Raw genomic sequence first — 20,740 nt, 5'->3', positions numbered from 1 at the left:
ATGGACGCGGCCGACCCCCGTCCGCTAGAGAAGCGTGGTATGACCGCATTGGTACTCGGGCCGCTCCTCCGGCACGTCGGTGAACGCACCGCCACGATCTGGGTGGAGACCGCCCACCCGTGCGAGGTCCGCGTGTTCAACGGCGAGCACGGGCTCGACGCGACCGCACGGACCTTCACGGTGCACGGCCACCACTACGCCTTCGTCGAGATCGACGGGCTCGAACCGGGCGCCCGCGTCCCCTACTCGGTCGCGCTGGACGAGCACGTGGTGTGGCCGGAGGAGGTGACGCGGTTCCCGGCCAGCCAGATCCGCACCCTGGAGCTGGGCGACGGCGTGCAGCTGTCGTTCGGCTCCTGCCGCCGCGCCCCCGACACCGCCCGCGTGCACGGCGTGGACGCGCTGGCCGCGTTCGCGCACCGGCTGGCCGCCGACGCCCGCGACTGGCCCGACGTGCTGCTGATGGTCGGCGACCAGGTGTACGCCGACGAGCTGAGCGAGGAGATCCGCACCTTCATCCGCTCGCGCCGCGCCCCCGACGTCGAGCCGGTGGACGAGCTGGCCGACTACGAGGACTACGCCCACCTGTACAAGCTCGCCTGGCGCGAGGACCCGGCGGTGCAGTGGTTGTTGTCCACCGTGCCCACCTTCGTGATCTTCGACGACCACGACATCCGCGACGACTGGAACACCTCCCACACCTGGCGGCAGCAGATGTGGGCGCAGGACTGGTGGCGCGCCCGCATCACCGGCGGCATCGGCTCGTACTGGGTCTACCAGCACCTCGGCAACCTCACCCCCGAGGAGCGCGCCGCCGAACCCACCTACCGCGCGATCCGCGAGGCGTCGCGCAACGGCGAGGACGGCGGCAAGATCCTGGACGAGTTCGCCGAGCTCGCCGACAAGGAGCCCGCCACCGCGCGCTGGAGCTACGCCCACGACTGGGGCAACACCCGCCTGATCGTGGTGGACAGCCGGTGCTCCCGGCTGCTCACCGCCGACCGGCGCGGGATGCTCGACGACGAGGAGTTCGACTGGCTGGACGGCCAGCTCCAGGGCGGCATGGACCACCTGCTGATCGCCAGCTCGCTGCCGTACCTGCTGGCCCCGGCCATCCACCACGCCGAGACGTGGAACGAGGCCGTCGCCGGGGGCGCGTGGGGCCCGCGCGCGGCGCGGTGGGGCGAGAAGTTGCGGCAGGGCGCCGACCTGGAGCACTGGGGCGCGTTCGACCAGTCGTTCCGCGAGGTCGCCCGCGACGTCATCGCGGTGGGACGCGGCGAGCGCGGCCCGGCCCCGGCCAGCATCTCGTTCCTGTCCGGCGACGTGCACTACTCCTACCTGGCGCGCGTCACCGATCCGCAGACGCAGTCCACGATCTCGCAGGTGGTGTGCTCGCCGCTGCGCAACCCGCTGCCCGGCGTGTTCCGGTGGGCCAACCGCGTCGCCGTGGCGCGCCCGCTGCGCGGGTTGCCGCGCGTGCTGGCGCGCTGGGCCAAGGTGCCGGTCGCGCCGCTGAAGTGGCGGCTGACCGACGGCCCGTGGTTCGACAACGCGATCGCGACCGTGGACCTGCGCGGCCGCGACTGCAAGGTGCGCTGGGAGACGCCCAGCAGCGAGACCGAGCTGACCGACATGGCGGTCGTGACGGTCTGCTGAACGCAGTGGGCGCGCCCGTTCCACCCCCTCGCTGGAACGGGCGCGCCCCGCATGGGCCATCGACGCCGGAACCCCGCCCCCTCTCCGGGGCACGCGGCGCCGATGGCGTCCTGAACCCGGGCGGATGATCCGCCCGGTGGTCAACAGGCCGGTGGTCAGTGTGGGCCGGTCGTCAGCAGGCCAGCGCCTCCAGCAGCTCCCGCGCCTCCTGGAGGGTGTCCGGCAGCGGCTCCACCCGGACGCGGCACCCGGCGCGCCCGGCGTCCAGCAGCCGCCGCAGCTCGGCCACCTCCGCCTCCAGGCGCGGCCCGGCCGCCGCCAGCGCCGCCGCCCGCCCCGCGCCCACCAGCGACAACGTCTCGCCGCCCGCGAACACCGCGCGCAGGTCGTGCGCCACCACGATCGCGCGGGCCAGCCGCCGCCACGGCTCCACGCCGTCCGGCAGGTCCACCAGCACCAGCCGGTGCGTGTCGGCGGCGGCCGTGCCCGGCGCGCCGCCCAGCGCCGCCGCGCCCCGGTAAAGCTCGGTCAGCCGCGACCGCAGGTACGACGGCGTCATCAGGCCCGTCAGCGGGTCCTCGCACGACTCGGCGACCAGCTCCAGCAGCCCCGAGTCCACCCAGCCCTCGGCGGCGCAGCGCACCAGCGACAGCGGCGGGTCCGGCCAGCGCAACACCGAGAACAGCGCGCCCAGGTCGTCCAGCGTCTCGCCGATCGCGACGCCCGCGCGCCCGCGCGCCTGGCCGAGCCGCGCGCACGCCACCGCCATGCCGCGCCCGCCGCAGGCCGCCGCCACCACCGACTCGACGGCCGGGGCCCACCAGTCGCCGGGCACCGACCAGCCCATCTCGCGGCTCGCCGCCCGCCAGCGGTCGCGCAGCTCCTCGGGCGTCCGCGCGGCCCGCGGCCCGTTCCAGCGGTGGACGACGCCCGCCTCCGCCTCGTTCATCGCGCCCCGCCTTTCCCGTCGGCCTTTCCCGCCGACCTTCCCCGCTGACCTGCACGGACTGTCCTGGTGGTGCGTCCTTCCCCACCTAAGACGGCGAAGCGGTTTAGTCATGACGCCGTTTGCGGAATCATTTTCCGCGACACTGGGTGGTCAAGTGATCACCATGGGCGATCAATGATCGGGCGAGGAGGACGCGTGCGCGAGGCCGCCACCGAGGTCACCGCACCGGCGCCGAGCGACGCCGTGCTCATCTCCCGCATCCGCGCGGGGGACCCGTCGGCCTACGGCATGCTGTACGAGCGGCATCTGGACGCCGCGCGCGGCCTGGCCCGGCACCTGATCGGCGGCGACGCCGCCGACGACGCGGTGCAGGACACCTTCACCAAGGTGCTGGACGTGCTGCGCCGCGGCGGCGGCCCGCAGTCGGGGTTCCGGCCCTACCTGCTCACCGCCGTCCGCCGCACCGTCTACGACCGGTACCGCAGCGAGAAGCGGCTGCACAGCACCGACGAGATCGAGCTGTTCGACCCCGGGCAGCCGTTCGAGGACCCGGCGCTGGCCGGGCTGGAGCGCTCGATGATCGTGCGGGCCTACCAGTCGTTGCCCGAGCGCTGGCGGGCGGTGCTCTGGCACACCGTCGTCGAGGGCGCCAAGCCCGCCGAGGTCGCGCCGCTGCTCGGGCTCACCGCCAACGGCGCGGCGGCGCTGGCCTACCGCGCGCGCGAGGGGCTGCGGCAGGCGTACCTCCAGATGCACCTGGCCGAGCCGCGCCCGGCCGCCGAGCACGCCCAGCACGACGCCGCGGGCGTCGCGGCGGGCGCGGCGGTGTCGGCGGGCGCCGACGAGCGGTGCCGCCCCGCGCTCGACCGGCTGGGCGCCTACGTGCGCGGCGGTCTCGCCAAGCGCGAGTCCCGGCTGGTCGAGGAGCACCTGGACGACTGCCCCCGCTGCAAGGCGATCCACGCCGAACTGGCCGACGTCAACAACACGCTGCGCGACGCGCTCGGCCCGCTGGTGCTCGGCACGGCCGCCGCCGCCTACCTGGCGGCGGTCGCCAAGGGCGGCCTGATCGGCGGCGGCATCTTCGGCTGGTTCCGGCACCTGCCCAAGCGCCAGCAGCAGGCGCTGAGCGGCGGCGTCGCCGCGACCGCCGCGCTCGCGGTGGCGGGGATGTTGCTGGTCTCCAACAACACGCCGATCGAGCCCACCACACCGGCCGCCAAACCACCGGCCGTCCAGCCCCCCGCCAAGCCGCCCAAGCCCAAACCGGCGAAACCGCCCGCCGCCCAGCCGCCGCCCCCAGCGCCCGTCCCGGTCCCGAAGCCCCAACGCCCCGTCGCCGCCCCGAAGGCCAAGCCCAACGAGCAGCCCCCCACCCCTCAGCCCCAGGTCCCGCCCCCACCGGCCAAGCCCTCCCGCCTCACCGCGAGCATCGGCGCGGTCGGCACCCTGCTGCGCGAGCAGACCGGCATCGTGGCGATGGCGGTGCGCAACCAGGGCGAGGGCCGGTCCAAGGACGTCATAGCCGACGTGGACCTGCCGCCCGACGTCGCCTACCGGGGCGCCACGACCGGCCGCAACGGCGTCGCCTTCCTGCCGGCGCGCCCGCCCGGCGACGGCTGGAACTGCCGCCCCACCACCGGCACCCGCGTCCGCTGCACCCACGCGCCGCTCCCGCCCGGCAAGGCCACCTCGGCGTATCTGGAGGTGCACGTCGGCGGGGCCGCGCCGTTCGACACCCCGCCGCGCGTCACGCTGCACGGCGACGGCACGCCCGTCACCGCACGCGCGCGCCAGGGCATCGCCCGGGACGGCCTGCCCGCCCGGTACGCGGTGGACGGCACCGTCCGCACCGCGCAGGTCGGCAACGCGCTGCTCGGCTGCCCGCCCGCCGAGGCCGGATGCGAGCAGGCCCTCGACCGCAAGGGCGAGCGCCGCGACAACGACTTCTGGAACATGGCCCCGATCGACCGCGACGACGACCCGGAGACCAAGTCCTCCAGCGCCGCCCTACTGGATCTGCCCCCCGGAGCGAAAGTCCTCTGGGCGGGCCTGTATTGGTCAGGCGTGGGGAAGGACGCCGGAACCATCCGGCTGCGCGGTCCCAAGGCCACCGCCTACAGCACGATCCGGCCCACCGAAACGCGCAACGACCGCATGCCCGGCTTCCTCGCCTACCAGGGGTTCGCCGACGTCACCGCGCAGGTGCGCGAGGCGGGCGGCGGAACGTGGTGGGGCGCGGACGCGCCGACGCGGGCCGGCGTCGGCGACTACGCGGGCTGGAGCCTGGTCGTGGTCGTGGAGGACGCGGCCGCCCCCTACCAGCAGGCCATGGTGCTGGACGGGGTGCGCGCCGTCGGCCCGCACACCGCCGCGAAGGACTTCTCCGTCCAGGTGAACGGGCTGCTGGCGTCGGCCCGCCCGGCGCGCATCGGGTTGGTGTCCTGGGAGGGCGACGCGGACCTGCCCGGCGACCGGCTGCTGTTGAACGGCACACCGCTCACCCCGGGGACGGGCGACGGCGCGGCGGGCAACGTGCTCGACAGCTCGGCGTTCGGAGCCATCGGGACAAAGCTGACTTTCGGGATAGATGTCGATTGCTTCTCCGCGACCGTCACCGACCGCGCCACCCTCACCCTCACCACCCGCCAGGACGCCTTCCTCACCGGCGTCGTCACCGTCACCGCGCCGATGCGCAGCTAGGACGCCCCGCGCGGCGGCGGCTCCGGCGGCCGGACGCGCGGGGCGCCTCCGGCAAGCCCGGGTCGCGGAACCGCCACGGCCCCCTTTCTCCCCGTAAAGATCATGAGGAAGCATTAGGGACAGACCGGAACGGCTGGTAGCGTCCGCGCTGACCGGCTCCGGGAACCGCCGCGCGCGCACCACCGGACGCGCGGCCCGGCCGGACCGGTCGCGCGCCGCCGGACCCCGTGAAAGAGTGGCGAATCGCCGTATTGGCCTACCGGGCCGACGGGCTTCACTACGCTATGGAGGCGCCGGCCCGCGTCCCCGAGAGCAGCCCGCGTCCCCGAGAGCAGGAAGGGCAGGCCGCCCACGATGGTCACCCTCGTCAGCCCGACCGTGGAGCAAGGCGTGGCCCGAGGCCCCGAGTCGAGGAAGGGCGGTGTCGCATGGATCGCTGCGCGCTGTTCGTAGACGCCGGCTATCTGCTGGCCGACGGCGCCATGGCGGTGCACGGCACCCGCCATCGCGAGACCGTCTCCTGGGATTTCAGCGGGCTGCTCCAGCTGCTGAGCAACCTGGCCCGCGAGCGCACCGGCATGCCGCTGCTGCGCTGCTACTGGTACGAGGCCACGATCGAGGGCCGCCGCGCGCCCGAGCACGAGGCGCTGGCCGACCTGCCCGGCCTGAAGTTGCGGCTGGGCCGCATCCGGCCGGGCCGCCGCGAGGGCGTCGACACCGAGATCCACCGCGACCTGATGACGCTGGCCCGCAACGGCGCGCTCGCCGACGCGGTGCTGGTCAGCGGCGACGAGGACCTCGCCCAGGTCGTCGCCGACGCGCAGGACCTCGGCGTCCGCGTCACCGTCGTGCACGTGGCCGTGGACGGCAACTGGACCATCTCGCGGGTGCTCCGCCAGGAGTGCGACGACCTGATCGAGATCGGCTCGGGCCACCTGCGCCCGTACGTGAACCTGCTGACCGGCATCGAGACCTCCACCGGGTCCGTGCCGCTGTCCACCAGCCCGCTGTCCAACGGGCACGGCAGCGGCGGCGGCGGTTCGCTGGGCTCGCTCCAGCCGCCCGCGCACCACAGCCCGCCGCCGTCCACCCCGCTCACCGGGCAGCCGATGCCCGGCCTGGTGCCGAGCCAGGCGCCGCCGCCCTCGCTGAACGCTCCGCAGCAGGGCCTCGGCGCGCCGGTCGGCCTCGGCGCCTCCGGCGGCCCGCCGCTGCACGCCGCGCCCGTCCAGCAGCCCGTCCAGCAGCCCGGCCCGCCGCCGCTCCAGCCGTCCGGCCAGCAGGCCCAGCAGTCCGCCCCGGCGCCCGCCGCGACGCAGGCCCCGCCGCCGATGCCCGGCACCGGGCCGCAGTACGCCCCGCCGTCGCCCGGCACGCCCCCGCCCGGCTCCCCGCCGCCGCACGGCCCCTACACCGGGCCGCAGCAGATCTCGCCCGTCCCGGCGCAGCAGAACGCCCCGACCCTGTCGGACGCGGTGAAGGCCGCCCACCAGGAGGGCCAGGACTTCGGCGAGTCGGTCGCCCGCGACGCCCCGGCGCTGTGGCTGGAGGCGGTGCTGGCCCGCAAGCCGCGCATGCCCTCCGACCTGGAGGCCCGCCTGCTGCAGGGCTCCTCGCTGCCGATCGACTTCCTGCTGCACGACGAGGTCCGGCACGCGCTGCGCCGCGGCTTCTGGGACGCGCTGGAGCGTTCGCGCAGGTGACGGCACTCTTCGCCAAGCCGTACATGTAGAACATTCACGATCATCATCGATTCGCCCGCTTCGGCCGCCGAGCGGCGGGTAGCGTTGAAGCGTGACGCATGTGACGGAAGACGATCTCGACGATCTGGAGTTCGACACCCTGCGCACGGGCGATCACATCACGGCCGCCCGGCGGCTGGGCGAACTGGCCGAGTCGGTGTCCGGCGGGGTGTCCCGCGCCAACGTGCTGCTGCGCGCCGGCGAGCAGTGGCAGCACGCCGGCGACCACGGCCGCGCCGCCGACTACTACCGGCAGGCCCTGGAGGACGGCGGCGAGACCTACGGCGACCCGCGCGCCTACCTGGCCGACGCCCTGTTCGAGCTGGGCCGCGCCGACGAGGCCCGCGCGCTGATCGAGCAGATCCGCGCCGACGCCCCGCGCGACCCTGAGGTGTACCGCGCCGTGGCGGAGGTCCTGTACGCGCAGGGCGACGCCGACGGCGCGCACGAGTGGGCGACCACGGGCGTGGACGTGGTGCTGGCGCTGCGCGACCGCGCGGTGGGCACCGGCATCGGGGCCGAGCCCGACCCGTCCCCCGCCGACGACGCCGACCTGACCGGGCCCGACGACGTCGCGCTCGCGGAGGACAGCCTGGAGGCGCTGCTGCGGCTGCGCTACCGGGCGCGGGTCGACCTCGGCAAGAGCGAGGACGACTACGACGCCCTGCTGGACGATCTCCTGAAGAACGCCTGACCCGGGCGCCCGGCCGGTCCCCGGCCCTCCGGGCCCCGGTCCGGCCAGTCCGCCGGTCCCCGGCCCGACCGGCCCCGGTCCGGCTGCTTCCGGCCCCGGGCGGTGAGCCGCCCGGCCGCGCCGGCCGGGGTCACAGCCGTGCGATCAGCTCGCTCAACGTCTGCGCCACCGCCGCCGGGGGCTGGTGCTCGGCCACCGGCCAGCCGCGCAGCCGGGCCTCCTTGACGGCCTGCTCGCGGGCGGCGGCCCCCGCGCGCGGCGCGGCCGTGCGCTCGGCGTGCGTGCGCAGGTAGCCGCAGGGCGCGTCGGGCCAGTCGGCGTGGACGGGCACGGGCGGCGCGGCGGCCTCGGGGCCGGGCGCGTGGCCGTGCGCGTGGCCGTTCCCGTGCGCGTGGCCGGACGCGTGGCCGTTCCCCGGCCCGTGGTCATGATCGTGTTCGTGCTCGCGGAAGCGGCGCGCCTGGGGCAGCTCGGCGTCGATGAACACGTAGCCGCCGACCTTGCGGTGCGCGGCGCGCTGGGCCAGCGCGATGGCGGGCAGCAGCGGCCCGGCCGCGCCGTACCCGGCCAGCACCAGCGGGACCGACGGGTAGGACGCCGCGATGATCAGCGAGGCGCGGGCCACGTAGCGCGCGCCCGCCGCGTCCGGGACGTCCGGCGCGATCACGTCCAGGCCGTAGGAGCGCACCATCTCCGGCAGATCGCCCCAGGCGGCGGCCGAGCCGAGCGGGGCGTGCAGCAGGACGAGGGAACCGGGCGTCATCTCCCCACCTCCAGGCCCCTGCGCGTACCGGGTTCACCGTACACGGAGCGGACCGGCGGGCGCGGGTGCGCGGCCGTCCCGCGCCGCGAATAGGGTTCTGGTGTGAGCGAACGTGATGACCTGCTGGAAGAGATCAAGGACAAGGCCGTCGTGCACGGCGACTTCGTGCTGTCGTCGGGCAAGCGCGCGTCCTGGTACGTGGACCTGCGCCGGGTCACCCTGGACGGGGCCGTCGCGCCGCTGGTGGGGCGGGTGATGCTGGACGAGACCGCGGACCTGGACTACGACGCCGTCGGCGGCCTCACGCTCGGCGCCGACCCCGTGGCGGCCGCGATGTTGCACGCCGCCGCCGCGCGGGGCCGCAGGCTGGACGCGTTCGTGGTGCGCAAGGCCGACAAGCAGCACGGGTTGCAGCGCCGCATCGAGGGGCCGGACGTGGCGGGCCGCCGGGTGCTGGCGGTCGAGGACACCTCCACCACCGGCGGCTCGGTGCTGACCGCGGTGGAGGCGCTGCGCGCGGCGGGCGCGGAGGTCGTCGCGGTGGCCACCATCCTGGAGCGCGGCGCGGCCGAGCGGATCGCGGCCGAGGGGCTGGAGTACCGGCACCCGTTCAGCGTGCCCGACCTGGGCCTGGACTGACCCCGGCCGACACAGAACGCGGCCCGCCCCGCAGGCGGACCGCCCTGAACGCGGGCCAACGCAGAACGCGGTCTGGCCTGGAGCGCGGGCTGAACAGAACACGGCCTGGCACCACACGCGGGCCAAAGAGAACGCGGGCGGCGCCCCTCCCCCAGGGGCGCCGCCCGCGTTCCGCGTTCAGCGTTTGCGCACGAACCATGTCCCGCGCTGGCCCGACGGCTCGGGCGGCTGCACCTTGCCGTAGATCGTGACCTGGAGCGCGCCGCCGTCGGAGGCGACCACGTCCAGCGGCGACTCGGTCCACTGCCGCCCCTCGCCGGGGTTGAGCGTGCCGCTGTGCAGGATGTCGGTGGTGCCGGCGAGCTTCACCACCACGTTCACCGGCTGGTTGCTGATCACCTTCAGCACCAGCGAGTTCGACAGCGGCGACGCCGTGCCCGACTGGCCCGGCGACGGCTCGCCGGGTTCCTTTCCGCCCTTGGTGCCCCCGCCCGCGCTCGGCGTGGGCACGGGTTTCTCCGCCTCGGACGTCAGCGCGTTGACCAGCGCCATGCCGCCCACCACGACCAGTGCCAGGGCGAGCACCACGGCGACTGCCGCGATCAATATGCGCGCGAGACCACGAGGGTCCGACCGATGACGTCCCACATGGGGAGGTTAGCGATAACTGTCACCGCTGAGCGACGGACGAGACTGTTCCGGGGCATTCTTATTGCCTCCATGGCCGTCTCCGCCGCTGCCACCGCGGCCTTTGAGCACCTCGCGAATGATCGGGATCAGCGACAGGATCAGGATGATCGCCACGCCCGGCAGGATGTAGCTCTCGATGTTGGGGACCTTCGCGCCCAGGAAGTGGCCGAGCAGGAACAACGAGTCGGTCCACAGCACCGCGCCGATCACGTTCCACACCAGGAACCTGCGCGAGTCCATCCCGAGCATCCCGGCGAGCGGGTTGAGGAAGGTCCGCACGATCGGGATGAAGCGGGCCAGCACCACCGCGCGGGCGGGGCCGAAGCGGTTGAAGTAGTACTCGGCCTTCTCCACCCACTCCTGCCGGAAGATCTTGGAGTCGGGGCGGTCGAAGAGCCGGCGCCCGTAGCGGGCGCCCAGCCAGTGGCCGAGCTGCGCGCCGGCGATGGCGGCGATCGGGCCGCCGATCAGCAGCCACGGCAGCGACAGCGGCTGGAACTCCTGGCCGTTGACCTCGTTCACCGCGGTGAGGATCCCCGCCGTGAACAGCAGGGAGTCACCCGGCAGGATGCAGCCGAACAGCAGCCCGGTCTCCGCGAAGATGATGGCGAGGACGCCGATCGTGGCGAAGGTGCCGAACAGTTGCAACCAGGCGGTCGGGTGCAGCCACTCGGTGATGTCAAGGGGAATGAGCGCGAGATCCACGGTGTGAGCGTACCTGGCGGGGCGGTCGGAATCCGCGAGAAACGTTTCCCCGTCCGGGTCCGGCGAACCCGGCGTCATCGGGCGTCCCAGCGGCCCCAGGCCGGGTGCGGCCGGGCGTGGACACCCCGAGGGCGGGCCCCCGCTGGCCTGCGGCGGGAAAAACGGGATACTGGCCGTGGACGGCATGCCCAGCCCGTCCCCCGCGCCCGGAACGACGATCTGGAGCGCGGCGGGGCGGATGCGCCCGCCCGGCCGGACGCCCGGCGGCACCACTGCGTGAGGAAAGGACGCCAACATGCCCATCGCGACCCCCGAGGTCTACGCGGAGATGCTCGACCGTGCCAAGCGGGACGGCTTCGCCTACCCCGCCATCAACGTCACCTCCAGCCAGACCCTGAACGCCGCCCTCCAGGGCTTCGCGGAGGCCGAGAGCGACGGCATCATCCAGGTGTCCACCGGCGGCGCCGAGTACCTGTCGGGCCAGAGCGTCAAGGACATGGTGACCGGCTCGGTGGCGCTGGCCGAGTTCGCCCGCGTGGTGGCCGACCGGTACTCGGTCAACGTGGCGCTGCACACCGACCACTGCCCCAAGGACAAGCTCGACGGGTTCATGCGCCCGCTGGTCAAGATCTCCCAGGAGCGGGTGGCGCGCGGCGAGCAGCCGCTGTTCCAGTCGCACATGTGGGACGGCTCGGCCGTGCCGCTGGACGAGAACCTCCAGATCGCCGCCGAGCTGCTGGAGCAGTGCGCCAAGGCGAACATCATCATGGAGATGGAGATCGGCGTCGTCGGCGGCGAGGAGGACGGCGTCGCCAACGAGATCAACGAGAAGCTGTACACCACGGTCGGCGACGCGCTGGACACCGCCAAGGCCGTCGGCGTCGGCGAGAAGGGCCGCTACATCCTGGCGGCGACCTTCGGCAACGTGCACGGCGTCTACAAGCCGGGCGCGGTCAAGCTGCGGCCGGAGGTGCTGAAGGAGATCCAGGACGCGGTGGGCGCCGAGTACGGCAAGGACAAGCCGTTCGACCTGGTGTTCCACGGCGGCTCGGGCTCCACGCTGGAGGAGATCCGCGAGGCGGTGTCCTACGGCGTCATCAAGATGAACATCGACACCGACACCCAGTACGCCTTCACCCGGCCGATCGCCGGGCACATGTTCGACAACTACGACGGCGTCCTGAAGATCGACGGCGAGGTCGGCAACAAGAAGAAGTACGACCCGCGCTCCTACGGCAAGGCCGCCGAGAACGCGATGGCCGCGCGCATCACCGAGGCGTGCGAGAGCCTGCTGTCGGCGGGCAAGAAGATCAAGTAGCACCGCTCGCGAGGGCCGGGGCGCGCGCGTCCCGGCCCTCGCGCGCACCCCTGCGTTGCCTGACGAAACCCGGGTACGCTGCGGGCGTGGCACTACCCCGCACCTACGAGTCCCAGAACTGCTCGATCGCCCGCTCCCTGGAGGTGGTCGGCGACCGCTGGACGCTGCTGGTGATCCGCAGCGCGCTGGAGGGCGTGCGCCGCTTCGACGACTTCCAGGACGAGCTGGGCGTGGCCCGCAACGTGCTGACCGACCGGCTGTCGCGCCTGTGCGAGGAGGGCGTGCTGCGCCGCGTCCCCTACCAGGAGCGGCCCGTCCGCTACGAGTACCGCCTGACGCGCAAGGGCGTGGAGCTCTGGCCGGCGATGATGACGCTGCTGTTGTGGGGCGACCGGCACTACGCGCCCGAGGGCGGCCCCCCGTTGGTGGTGGGCCACCGGGGTTGCGACGGGTCGCTGACGCCCGCGCTGACCTGCACGTCCTGCGGCGCGGCCCTCACCCCGAACAACGTCGAGCCCCGGCGCGGCCCCGGGGCCTGAGAAATCAAGGGTTGTTTCACGCAACCCTTTGCGGTGCAATGAGTTGCATGGAACAACTCGCAGCGTCGCGAGGCTCCCGGCCCACCCTCGCCGACCTCCGCGTCCGTCCCTTCGGCCCCGCCGACGCCGACCGGCTGCGCCGGATGTCGGCCCTGCTGTCGCGCGGCAGCCTCTACACCCGCTTCTTCACCGGCACCCCGCGCATCCCCGAGCCCTACGTGTCCGCCCTGCACGGCCTCGACCACTGGGACCGCGAGGCGCTGGTCGCGCTGCTGGACGGCGAGCTGGTCGGCGTCGCCGAGTACGTGCGCGACCGCGACCGCCCCTGCCGCGCCGAGGTCGCCGCGCTGGTCGCCGACCCCTGGCAGCGGCACGGCCTGGGCGGCCTGCTGGTCGCCTGCCTGGTCCCGCTGGCGCAGCGCCGCGGCATCACCGAGTTCGGCGCCGAGGTGATCTACGAGAACCGGCCGGCGCTCTCGGCGATCCGGCGGTACTGGCCCGCCGTGGCCCCGGCCGACGCCGACGGCGCGGCGAGCTTCCGGCTGCCGCTGCCCATCCCCGGTTGATATGCACTACCTGGCCCGACTTACCATGACCCGCATGACCCAGAACCTGCTCGGCGGCCCGGCCCCGACCGAACTCCCGGACAACGCCGCGGCCCGCGAGGCCCTGGAAAGCGGCGTCGACCCGGTCGAGGTGGCCGCCCGCCACCCCGAGTACCCCGGCGCGTGGGCCGCCCTGGCCGACCGCGCCTTCGCCGCCGGCAGCGTCATCGAGTCCTACGCCTACGCCCGCACCGGCTACCACCGGGGCCTGGACGCGCTGCGCCGCGCGGGCTGGAAGGGCCACGGCCCGGTGCCGTGGGAGCACGAGGCCAACCGCGGCTTCCTGCGCGCCCTGCACGCCCTGGGCCGCGCCGCCGCCGCGATCGGCGAGGACGCCGAGGCGACCCGCTGCAAGACCTTCCTGCGCGACAGCAGCGAGACCGCCGCACAGGCCCTGGCGTAAGGGTTTCATTTCCCGGTTGAGGGGGCCTCACCAGCCCCTTCACCCCCGTTCACCACGACGTGCGGTTTCTTCAGTCCCCCGTGGCGGGTACGATTTGATCGCAAGAGGCCCCTTCGCGCTTGCGATCAGGGGCCTTCGTCGTGGGAGAGGAAAGTGGCATGCCGGCCATCGTTCTTGTCGGAGCCCAATGGGGAGATGAGGGCAAGGGCAAGGCCACCGACCTGCTCGGCGGGGACGTCGACTACGTCGTCCGCTACCAGGGTGGCAACAACGCCGGCCACACCGTGGTCATCGGCGACAAGTCCTACGCGCTGCACCTGCTGCCGTCCGGCATCCTGTCGGACGACGTGGTCCCGGTGATCGGCAACGGCGTGGTGATCGACCCCGCGGTGCTGCTGCAGGAGATCGACGGCCTGGCCGAGCGCGGCATCTCCGCCGAGCGCCTGCTGATCTCGGCCAACGCGCACCTGATCATGCCCCAGCACCGGACCCTGGACAAGGTGACCGAGCGCTACCTGGGCAAGGCCCGCATCGGCACCACCGGCCGCGGCATCGGCCCGGCGTACGCCGACAAGATCAACCGCATGGGCATCCGGGTGCAGGACCTGTTCGACCCGAACATCCTCACCCAGAAGCTGGACCTGTCGCTGCGCGAGAAGAACCAGGTCCTCACCAAGGTCTACAACCGGCGGCGGATCGAGACCGGCCCGATCGTCCAGGAGTACCTGGCCTACGGCGAGCGGCTGCGGCCCTACGTCGCCGACACCACGCTGATCCTGAACAGGGCGCTGGACGACGGCAAGGTCGTGCTGCTGGAGGGCGCGCAGGGCACGCTGCTGGACATCGACCACGGCACCTACCCGTTCGTCACCTCCTCCAGCCCGACGGCGGGCGGCGCGTGCGCCGGGTCGGGCGTCGGCCCCACCAAGGTCACCAAGGTGATCGGCATCCTCAAGGCCTACACCACCCGCGTCGGCTCGGGACCGTTCCCGACCGAGCTGCTGGACGAGCAGGGCGAGTACCTGCGCACCACCGGCGGCGAGTACGGCGTCACCACCGGCCGCGACCGCCGCTGCGGCTGGTTCGACGCGGTGATCGCCCGCTACGCCGCGCGCGTCAACGGCATCACCGACTTCTTCCTCACCAAGCTGGACGTGCTGTCGGGCCTGGAGCGGGTGCCGGTCTGCGTCGCCTACGAGATCGACGGCGAGCGCGTGGACGAGCTGCCCACCACCCAGACCGACTTCCACCACGCCAAGCCGGTCCTGGAGTACCTGGACGGCTGGCAGGAGGACATCACCGGCGCCAAGACGTTCGAGGACCTGCCCAAGAACGCGCAGGCGTACGTGCGGGCGCTGGAGGAGATGTCGGGCGCGCAGATCTCGGCGATCGGCGTCGGTCCGGGCCGCGACCAGACGCTGGCGCTGCGCCCGCTGATCTGAGCCGCGCGCTCCGGGCCGCCCGCTCCGGGTCGCCTGCTCCCGGCCGCACGAACCCGGCCGCACGAACCCGGCCGCACGGTGTTCCCTGCTTTTCACCGGTAGGCCACGAACCGCTCGGTTACAGCCGGTAGCGTGCGGGCCGTGACTTGCTTCGGGGGAGCCGTGGAGATCCACGGTCATCGGGGGGCGCGTGGGCTGCGGCCGGAGAACACGCTGCCGGGATTCGCGCACGCCCTCGCGCTCGGCGTGGACGCGGTCGAGCTGGACGTGGGCCTGACCGCCGACGGGGCGGTGGTGCTGGGCCACGACCAGGTGTTGTCGCCGGTGAACGTGGCCGACACCGCGCCCGCCGCCCCCGGCGACCCGCTGTTCCCCTACGTCGGCCGCGCGATCGCCGAGCTGACGCTCGCGCAGTTCCGCACGCTGGACGCGGGCGTGCGGCGGCCACAGGGCGACGACGACCCGTTCGTGCTGACGCAGCTCCCGCTGCCCGGCACCGCCCCGGCGACCCTGGACGAGGCGTGCGCGCTGCTGGGGGCCGCGCCGGGGGTCCGGCTGGCCGTGGAGCTGAAGACCGACCCCGGCTGGTCCGACGCGGCCGTGGAGCGCTTCACGAGGGCCGTGGCGGACGTGCTGATCGCGCACGGCCTCACGGCCCGGGGGCGGCTGCTGGCGTTCGACTGGCGGGTCCTGGTGGCCGCGCGCGAGTACGCCCCGGCGCTGGGCCGGGTGGCGCTGGTGGAACGCAAGACGCTCGTCCCGGGCACCGCCTGGCTGGCGGGGCGGACGCCGCACGACCCGGCGGCGTCCGCGCTGGAGATCGGGGCGACCGCGCTGTCGCCCGAGCACCACATCACCACGCCGGAGCTGGTCGCCCGGTCGCACACGCTGGCGCTGCCGGTGGCGGTGTGGACGGTGAACGACCCCGCCGCGATGGGGCGCTTCCTCGACCACGGCGTGGACGCGGTGGTGACCGACTACCCCGACCGGCTGCGGGCCGTCATGGCGGCGCGGGGCCTGGCGCTGCCGTCGCCGTTCCGGAGCCCCGCGCTGCGGTAGCTAGAGCCAGCCGTTGCGGCGGAAGCCCCGGTACAGGGACAGGCAGGCGATCGCGATCACGCCGAGGATCATGGGATAGCCGAACTCCCACTTGGTCTCCGGCATGAAGTCGAAGTTCATGCCGTAGATCCCGGCGATCGCGGTGGGGACCATGAAGATGGCGCCCCAGGCGGAGATCTTGCGCATGTCCCGGTTGTCGGCGACGGTCACCTGGGTCATGTGCGCCTGGAGGATGGGGTTCAGCAGCTCGTCGTAGGACTCCACCTGCTCGCGGACGCGGGTGAGGTGGTCCTCGACGTCGCGCAGGTACTCCTTGATGTCGTCGGGCACGAAGCGGCGGCCGGCGAGCTGGCGCAGCGGCCCGGCGAGCGGCCCGACGGCGCGCTTGAGCTGGATGACCTCGCGCTTGAGCCGGTAGATGCGGCGGGCCTCGTCGGTGCGCTCGGGCGCGAACACCGCCTCCTCGACCTCGTCGATGTCCTCCTGGACGGCGTCGGCCACGTTGACGTAGCCGTCCACGACGCGGTCGGCGATGGCGTGCAGGACGGCCGCGGGGCCGAACGCGAGCCGGGAGGGGTGCTCTTCGAGCTGGCGGCGGACCGGGCCGAGCTCGCCGTGCGCGCCGTGCCGGACCGTCACCACGAAGTCGGAGCCGCAGAACACCATGATCTCGCCGGTCTCGACGACCTCGGCTCCGGCGGGCTCGCGCTGCACGTAGCCGACGGTCTTGAGCACGAAGAACTGGACGTCGTCGTAGCGCTCCAGCTTGGGCCGCTGGTGGGCGTGGATCGCGTCCTCGACCGCCAGCGGGTGCAGGCCGAACACCTCGGCCAGCTCGGTCAGCTCGGCGGCGGACGGCTCGTGCAGGCCGACCCAGACGAAACCGGCGCTCTCCTCGTCGCCGATCGTGGTGAGGTGGCCGTCGCGCACCAGGCGGACGGCGTCCGCCACCGAGTCGGTGCACACGCGGTGCCCGTCGATGTAGGCGGCCCAGTCGATCACCGCGGTGTCGCGGCGGGACCCCTGGACCGGCACGGGGTGCGGCCGGCCGCGGGTCTTGAACAGCGACATCGTCGCGCGGCCCGGGCGGACTCGTGTCATGGCCATGGAAGGTTGCTCCTAACCCTCCGGCCACACACGCCTGCGCGCGCTCGGCCCCGGATCAGGCTGAGGAGCGCGCGGAAGTGGGCGTGGCCGGACGCCGTGTAGAGGCGGACGGAAGTGCAGTCCAGTCCGGACTGTGAGGGGTTTCCGGCGAACCGCACGTATCGCCAGGACTCATCCCGACCACCTCCTTTCGCAACAGGCGACAAGGCCACGATCCCGAGCAGCCTACCAGCCGACATTTGAGACGCCGCGGGCAACGGACGGGTTCACCGGGCCGATTCCGGGCGTGCACCGAAAGCACTTCGGAGTGTCCGCGCGCACCCGGATAGCACGTTCCGGGACGACACCGGTCACAACGCCCGCGCGCCCCCGGATATGCCAGGCCCCGCGCTAAGCTCCCGTGACGTGCGAGTACTCGTCCTTGGATCGGGTGGCCGCGAGCACGCGCTCGCCCGCGCCCTGCACCGCGACCCTGCCGTCACCGCCCTCCACTGCGCCCCGGGCAACCCGGGCACGGCCGAGGTCGCGGTCAACCACCAGATCGACCCGCACGACCCGACGGCGGTGGTGGAGCTGGCCGGCCGGCTGTCGGCCGACCTGGTCGTGGTCGGCCCCGAGGCGGTGCTGGTCGCCGGGGTGGGCGACGCGCTGCGCGAGGCCGGGATCGCCTGCTTCGGCCCGGACCGGGCGGCCGCGCGGATCGAGGGCTCCAAGGCGTTCGCCAAGGAGGTCATGAAGGCCGCCGGAGTGCCGACCGCCGCCGCGTTCGTCTGCGAGTCGGCCCCCGAGACGCAGGCGGCGCTGGACGAGTACGGCCCGCCCTACGTGGTGAAGGACGACGGCCTGGCCGCGGGCAAGGGCGTGGTCGTGACCGACGACCGCGACGCCGCGCTCGCGCACGCCGTGGCCTGCGAGCGCGTGGTGATCGAGGAGTACCTGGACGGCCCGGAGGTGTCGCTGTTCGCCCTGTGCGACGGCGTGAACGCGGTGCCGCTGATGCCCGCGCAGGACTTCAAGCGCGCCTACGACGGCGACGCGGGCCCGAACACCGGCGGGATGGGCGCTTACACGCCGCTGCCGTGGGCCCCGCCGGACCTGGTCGAGGAGGTCATGCGGACCGTCGTGCAGCCGACCGTGGACGAGCTGCGCCGCCGCGACCTGCCGTACGTGGGCGTGCTGTACGCGGGCCTGGCGCTGACCGCCAAGGGCGTGCGGGTGATCGAGTTCAACGCGCGCTTCGGCGACCCGGAGACGCAGGTGGTGCTGGACCGGCTGGCGACGCCGCTGGCGGGCCTGCTGCACGCGTGCGCGATCGGCGGCCTGGACCCGGCGTTCCGCCCCGTCTGGCACGAGGGCGCGGCGGTGACGGTGGTGATCGCGGCCGAGGGCTACCCGGAGAACCCGGTCAAGGGCGACGAGATCACGGGCCTGGACGAGGCGGCGCAGGTGCCCGGCGCGTACGTGCTCCAGGCGGGCACGCGCCTGGAGGGCGACCGCCTGCTGACGAACGGCGGCCGGGTGCTGAACGTGGTGGGCACCGGCCCGGACCAGGCGACCGCGCGGGCCACCGCCTACGAGGCCGCCGCCAAGATCAAGATCCGGGGCGCCCACCACCGATCCGACATCGCGCGGTGAACCGCCCGACAACGGACGGCGTCTGAACATGGGATGGAACGACACGAGCTGACCGACGAGGAACGCCGCCTGTGGGACGCGTGCCCGAGCGGCGAGATCGTCACGTTCGACGACACGAGCGTGCGCGCCGAGGTGATCAAGGCCCTGCTCCTCGGCGCGGTCCCGCCGGCGCCCGGCCACTACCCGGGCGTCCGGCTGCGGGGCGCGAGGATCACCGGCCGCCTCGACCTCGACGGAACGCGCTTCGACACGCTGCTGGACTGCGGCGACTGCGTCTTCGAGGACACGGTGAGCCTGGCCGAGGCGGACCTGCGCACACTGCGGATCACAGGCGGCCACCTCCCAGCGTTCAAGGCCCCCCGCCTGCGAGCGACGGGCCTACTCTCCCTGGAGGGAACGTCGGTCGAACGCACGTTACGGCTGGATCACGCGCGACTGGAAAGCGAAGTCCGGCTGACAAACGTCGAGGCCGGACGCGTACAAGCAGACAACATCGAGATCCAAGGCACACTCGACGCGACAGGCATCACCGTGCACGGCGAGTTCAGCGTGCGGGGCGGCCAGATCACCGGCGACCTGGCCCTGACCGATGGAATCTTCGGCTCTCCCAGTACACGAACCGCCCTGGACGGCGACGCGGCCAAGATCGGCGGCCGACTACGCGCCGAGAACATCAGGACCACCGGCCGCCTCCTCCTGCGAAACGCACAAATCGGCAGCAACGCAGTGCTCAACCGATCCCACTTGAGCGCACCCAACGAGTACGCACTGAACGCAGGCGGCCTGACGGCGGCCGGAGGCGTTTTCTGCGGAGATGGATTCACCGTGCAGGGCGGAATCCGACTGATAGGCGCGCAGCTCAGCGGAAATCTGACCCTCGATGACGCCAAGCTCGACCACCCAAACGGCAAGGCCCTGGACCTGGACTCGGCGACCTGCAACGAACTCAGCGGCGTCCGTCTGCACGTGACGGCGGGCGAGATCAGCATGCGCAACACCCGGATCGCAGGCCAGGCGAACCTGAACGACGCCGAACTAAACAACACCGGCGGCCCCCGCGCGCTGGCCATCGACCACGCCGAACTGGGCCTGGTGTCCCTGTGCCGGTTGCGGGCGCACGGCGAGGTGATGATCCGAGCGACCCGCGTGAAGGTGCGGATACTGCTGCTGAACGCGACCCTGCACAACCCGCAGGGCGTGGCGCTGCGCGCCTCCAACAGCGAGATCGGCGCCGACCTGACGGCCCACGACCTGACCGCCGACGGGGAGGTGAGGCTGTACGGGATGCGCGTGGGCCAGCACGCGGACCTGACAGGCCTTCGCCTTTCCGGACACGAGAACGTCGCGCTGAACGCCCACGGCCTGACGGCGGGCGAGTTGTCGCTGCTGCCTGAGACCCCGATCGAGGGCAAGGTGGTGCTGACGCACGCGCGGATCGGGGTGCTGCGAGACGACCCGACCCGCTGGCCGAAGACACTGGACGCGAACGGCCTGACCTACGAGGCACTGGAACCGCGCCTACCGGCCAAGCAACGGCTGACGTGGCTGAGCGGCGACGGAAGCGGTTTCGAGTCACAGCCGTACGAGCAGCTGGCCGCGCATTACACGGCACTGGGCTTGCACGCCGACGCGCGAAAGGTGCTGAGCGCGAAGGAACGCCTGAAGCTCGACGGGGAGACCCCGCTGATCGGCCTGTGGGGCAGGATGCAGGCGCTGACGACGGGATACGGCTACCAGCCATGGCGGTCGTTCCTGTGGCTGGCGGCGCTGGTGACGGTGGGCGGCGTGATTTACGGGCTGAACCCACCGGCCCCGCTAAAGGCGGACGAGGCACCGCACTTCAACCCGGTGGTCTACACGCTGGATTTGATGATTCCGATCGTGGACCTGGGACAACAGCGGGCGTTCAATCCGGCTGGGGCTTATCAGTGGTTGTCATATGTGTTCATAGCGGCGGGGTGGGTGCTGGCGACAACGATTGCTGCTGGAGTGGCTCGCACGATAAATCGTCGTTAGAGCTCCCCGCGCGAACATGCCCACCGACCCCAGCCCCGCGCGCGAACTTGACCAGCGACCCCAGCCGTCACG

At 73.0% G+C, this 20,740-nt stretch carries 18 protein-coding genes; 13 read left to right on the top strand and 5 right to left on the bottom strand.

Translation table 11 applies throughout. The features are described 5' to 3' along the window. Positions 1–39: 39 nt before the first annotated feature. The gene (locus AH6_RS29220) at positions 40–1,659 is read left to right on the top strand and encodes an alkaline phosphatase D family protein (RefSeq protein WP_067486233.1); all 1,620 of its coding nucleotides are present in this window, start codon (positions 40–42) and stop codon (positions 1,657–1,659) included. 172 nt (positions 1,660–1,831) lie between these two features. Here the strand turns inward: AH6_RS29220 and AH6_RS29215 are convergent, their stop codons facing one another. Then, positions 1,832–2,608: a hypothetical protein gene (locus AH6_RS29215; protein WP_083983582.1), complete on the bottom strand. Its 777-nt coding sequence runs from the start codon at positions 2,606–2,608 to the stop codon at positions 1,832–1,834. A 195-nt stretch (positions 2,609–2,803) separates the two neighbouring features. Between AH6_RS29215 and AH6_RS29210 the strand changes: the two genes are divergently transcribed. The 3 genes from AH6_RS29210 to AH6_RS29200 all read left to right on the top strand — a co-directional run bounded on the left by AH6_RS29210 (position 2,804) and on the right by AH6_RS29200 (position 7,747). Beyond that, positions 2,804–5,311, top strand: coding sequence for a sigma-70 family RNA polymerase sigma factor (locus tag AH6_RS29210; RefSeq protein ID WP_067486231.1), 2,508 nt, complete (start codon positions 2,804–2,806; stop codon positions 5,309–5,311). Between the two features lie 428 nt (positions 5,312–5,739). After that, positions 5,740–7,014: an NYN domain-containing protein gene (locus AH6_RS29205; protein ID WP_067486229.1), complete on the top strand. Its 1,275-nt coding sequence runs from the start codon at positions 5,740–5,742 to the stop codon at positions 7,012–7,014. 91 nt (positions 7,015–7,105) lie between these two features. After that, positions 7,106–7,747, top strand: a complete 642-nt coding sequence (locus tag AH6_RS29200; RefSeq protein ID WP_067486227.1) for a tetratricopeptide repeat protein — start codon at positions 7,106–7,108, stop codon at positions 7,745–7,747. A gap of 130 nt (positions 7,748–7,877) precedes the next feature. On the opposite strand, the gene AH6_RS29195 is transcribed toward AH6_RS29200, so the two are convergent. Next, positions 7,878–8,510, bottom strand: a complete 633-nt coding sequence (locus AH6_RS29195; RefSeq protein WP_067486225.1) for a hypothetical protein — start codon at positions 8,508–8,510, stop codon at positions 7,878–7,880. Positions 8,511–8,612: 102 nt separating this feature from the next. Here AH6_RS29195 and pyrE point away from each other — a divergent pair, with 102 nt between their 5' ends. After that, entirely contained in the window at positions 8,613–9,149 is a 537-nt protein-coding gene (pyrE, locus tag AH6_RS29190) for an orotate phosphoribosyltransferase (protein ID WP_067486223.1), read from the top strand. A 177-nt stretch (positions 9,150–9,326) separates the two neighbouring features. Here the strand turns inward: pyrE and AH6_RS29185 are convergent, their stop codons facing one another. Further along, positions 9,327–9,755 (bottom strand): hypothetical protein, encoded by a 429-nt coding sequence (locus AH6_RS29185; protein WP_245679520.1) that lies wholly within the window; start codon positions 9,753–9,755, stop codon positions 9,327–9,329. A gap of 51 nt (positions 9,756–9,806) precedes the next feature. Next, positions 9,807–10,622, bottom strand: a complete 816-nt coding sequence (locus tag AH6_RS29180) for a DedA family protein (RefSeq protein WP_083983579.1) — start codon at positions 10,620–10,622, stop codon at positions 9,807–9,809. 217 nt (positions 10,623–10,839) lie between these two features. On the opposite strand from AH6_RS29180, the gene fbaA reads away from it, so the two are divergent. From fbaA to AH6_RS29150, 6 genes are all read left to right on the top strand, one after another. After that, entirely contained in the window at positions 10,840–11,862 is a 1,023-nt protein-coding gene (gene fbaA / locus AH6_RS29175) for a class II fructose-bisphosphate aldolase (RefSeq protein ID WP_067486217.1), read from the top strand. Positions 11,863–11,948: 86 nt separating this feature from the next. Next, the gene (locus AH6_RS29170) at positions 11,949–12,401 is read left to right on the top strand and encodes a winged helix-turn-helix transcriptional regulator (RefSeq protein WP_067486215.1); all 453 of its coding nucleotides are present in this window, start codon (positions 11,949–11,951) and stop codon (positions 12,399–12,401) included. Between the two features lie 47 nt (positions 12,402–12,448). After that, positions 12,449–12,967, top strand: coding sequence for a GNAT family N-acetyltransferase (locus AH6_RS29165; protein ID WP_157431792.1), 519 nt, complete (start codon positions 12,449–12,451; stop codon positions 12,965–12,967). A gap of 25 nt (positions 12,968–12,992) precedes the next feature. After that, positions 12,993–13,409, top strand: a complete 417-nt coding sequence (locus tag AH6_RS29160; RefSeq protein ID WP_067486211.1) for a DUF3151 domain-containing protein — start codon at positions 12,993–12,995, stop codon at positions 13,407–13,409. Positions 13,410–13,567: 158 nt separating this feature from the next. Continuing rightward, on the top strand, positions 13,568–14,851 hold the full coding sequence (locus AH6_RS29155; RefSeq protein ID WP_067486209.1) for an adenylosuccinate synthase: 1,284 nt from the start codon (positions 13,568–13,570) through the stop codon (positions 14,849–14,851). 132 nt (positions 14,852–14,983) lie between these two features. After that, on the top strand, positions 14,984–15,910 hold the full coding sequence (locus AH6_RS29150; RefSeq protein WP_307190401.1) for a glycerophosphodiester phosphodiesterase family protein: 927 nt from the start codon (positions 14,984–14,986) through the stop codon (positions 15,908–15,910). On the opposite strand, the gene AH6_RS29145 is transcribed toward AH6_RS29150, so the two are convergent. Next, positions 15,911–17,017, bottom strand: coding sequence for a magnesium and cobalt transport protein CorA (locus tag AH6_RS29145; protein WP_067486207.1), 1,107 nt, complete (start codon positions 17,015–17,017; stop codon positions 15,911–15,913). Positions 17,018–17,422: 405 nt separating this feature from the next. Here AH6_RS29145 and purD point away from each other — a divergent pair, with 405 nt between their 5' ends. Further along, positions 17,423–18,652 (top strand): phosphoribosylamine--glycine ligase, encoded by a 1,230-nt coding sequence (purD, locus tag AH6_RS29140; RefSeq protein WP_067486205.1) that lies wholly within the window; start codon positions 17,423–17,425, stop codon positions 18,650–18,652. 33 nt (positions 18,653–18,685) lie between these two features. Beyond that, a complete protein-coding gene (locus AH6_RS29135; RefSeq protein WP_067486203.1) occupies positions 18,686–20,668 on the top strand; it encodes an AsmA family protein in 1,983 nt (660 codons plus the stop codon). Positions 20,669–20,740: the final 72 nt, after the last annotated feature.

This window comes from Actinomadura hibisca NBRC 15177 (assembly GCF_001552635.1).
Classification (GTDB): domain Bacteria; phylum Actinomycetota; class Actinomycetes; order Streptosporangiales; family Streptosporangiaceae; genus Spirillospora; species Spirillospora hibisca.
The sequence above is the reverse complement of the archived record's forward strand: the minus strand, read 5'-3'. Positions and strand labels throughout refer to the sequence as shown.

Bases quoted from the DNA above. Each gene is read 5' to 3' on its own strand.
- AH6_RS29145 (WP_067486207.1), bottom strand. From the start codon at position 17,017: ATGGCCATGACACGAGTCCGCCCGGGCCGCGCGACGATGTCGCTGTTC.
- AH6_RS29205 (WP_067486229.1), top strand. From the start codon at position 5,740: ATGGATCGCTGCGCGCTGTTCGTAGACGCCGGCTATCTGCTGGCCGAC.
- AH6_RS29135 (WP_067486203.1), top strand. From the start codon at position 18,686: ATGGAACGACACGAGCTGACCGACGAGGAACGCCGCCTGTGGGACGCG.
- AH6_RS29160 (WP_067486211.1), top strand. From the start codon at position 12,993: ATGACCCGCATGACCCAGAACCTGCTCGGCGGCCCGGCCCCGACCGAA.
- AH6_RS29220 (WP_067486233.1), top strand. From the start codon at position 40: ATGACCGCATTGGTACTCGGGCCGCTCCTCCGGCACGTCGGTGAACGC.
- AH6_RS29195 (WP_067486225.1), bottom strand. From the start codon at position 8,510: ATGACGCCCGGTTCCCTCGTCCTGCTGCACGCCCCGCTCGGCTCGGCC.
- AH6_RS29215 (WP_083983582.1), bottom strand. From the start codon at position 2,608: ATGAACGAGGCGGAGGCGGGCGTCGTCCACCGCTGGAACGGGCCGCGG.
- AH6_RS29165 (WP_157431792.1), top strand. From the start codon at position 12,449: ATGGAACAACTCGCAGCGTCGCGAGGCTCCCGGCCCACCCTCGCCGAC.
- AH6_RS29180 (WP_083983579.1), bottom strand. From the start codon at position 10,622: ATGACGCCGGGTTCGCCGGACCCGGACGGGGAAACGTTTCTCGCGGAT.
- AH6_RS29155 (WP_067486209.1), top strand. From the start codon at position 13,568: ATGCCGGCCATCGTTCTTGTCGGAGCCCAATGGGGAGATGAGGGCAAG.
- fbaA (WP_067486217.1), top strand. From the start codon at position 10,840: ATGCCCATCGCGACCCCCGAGGTCTACGCGGAGATGCTCGACCGTGCC.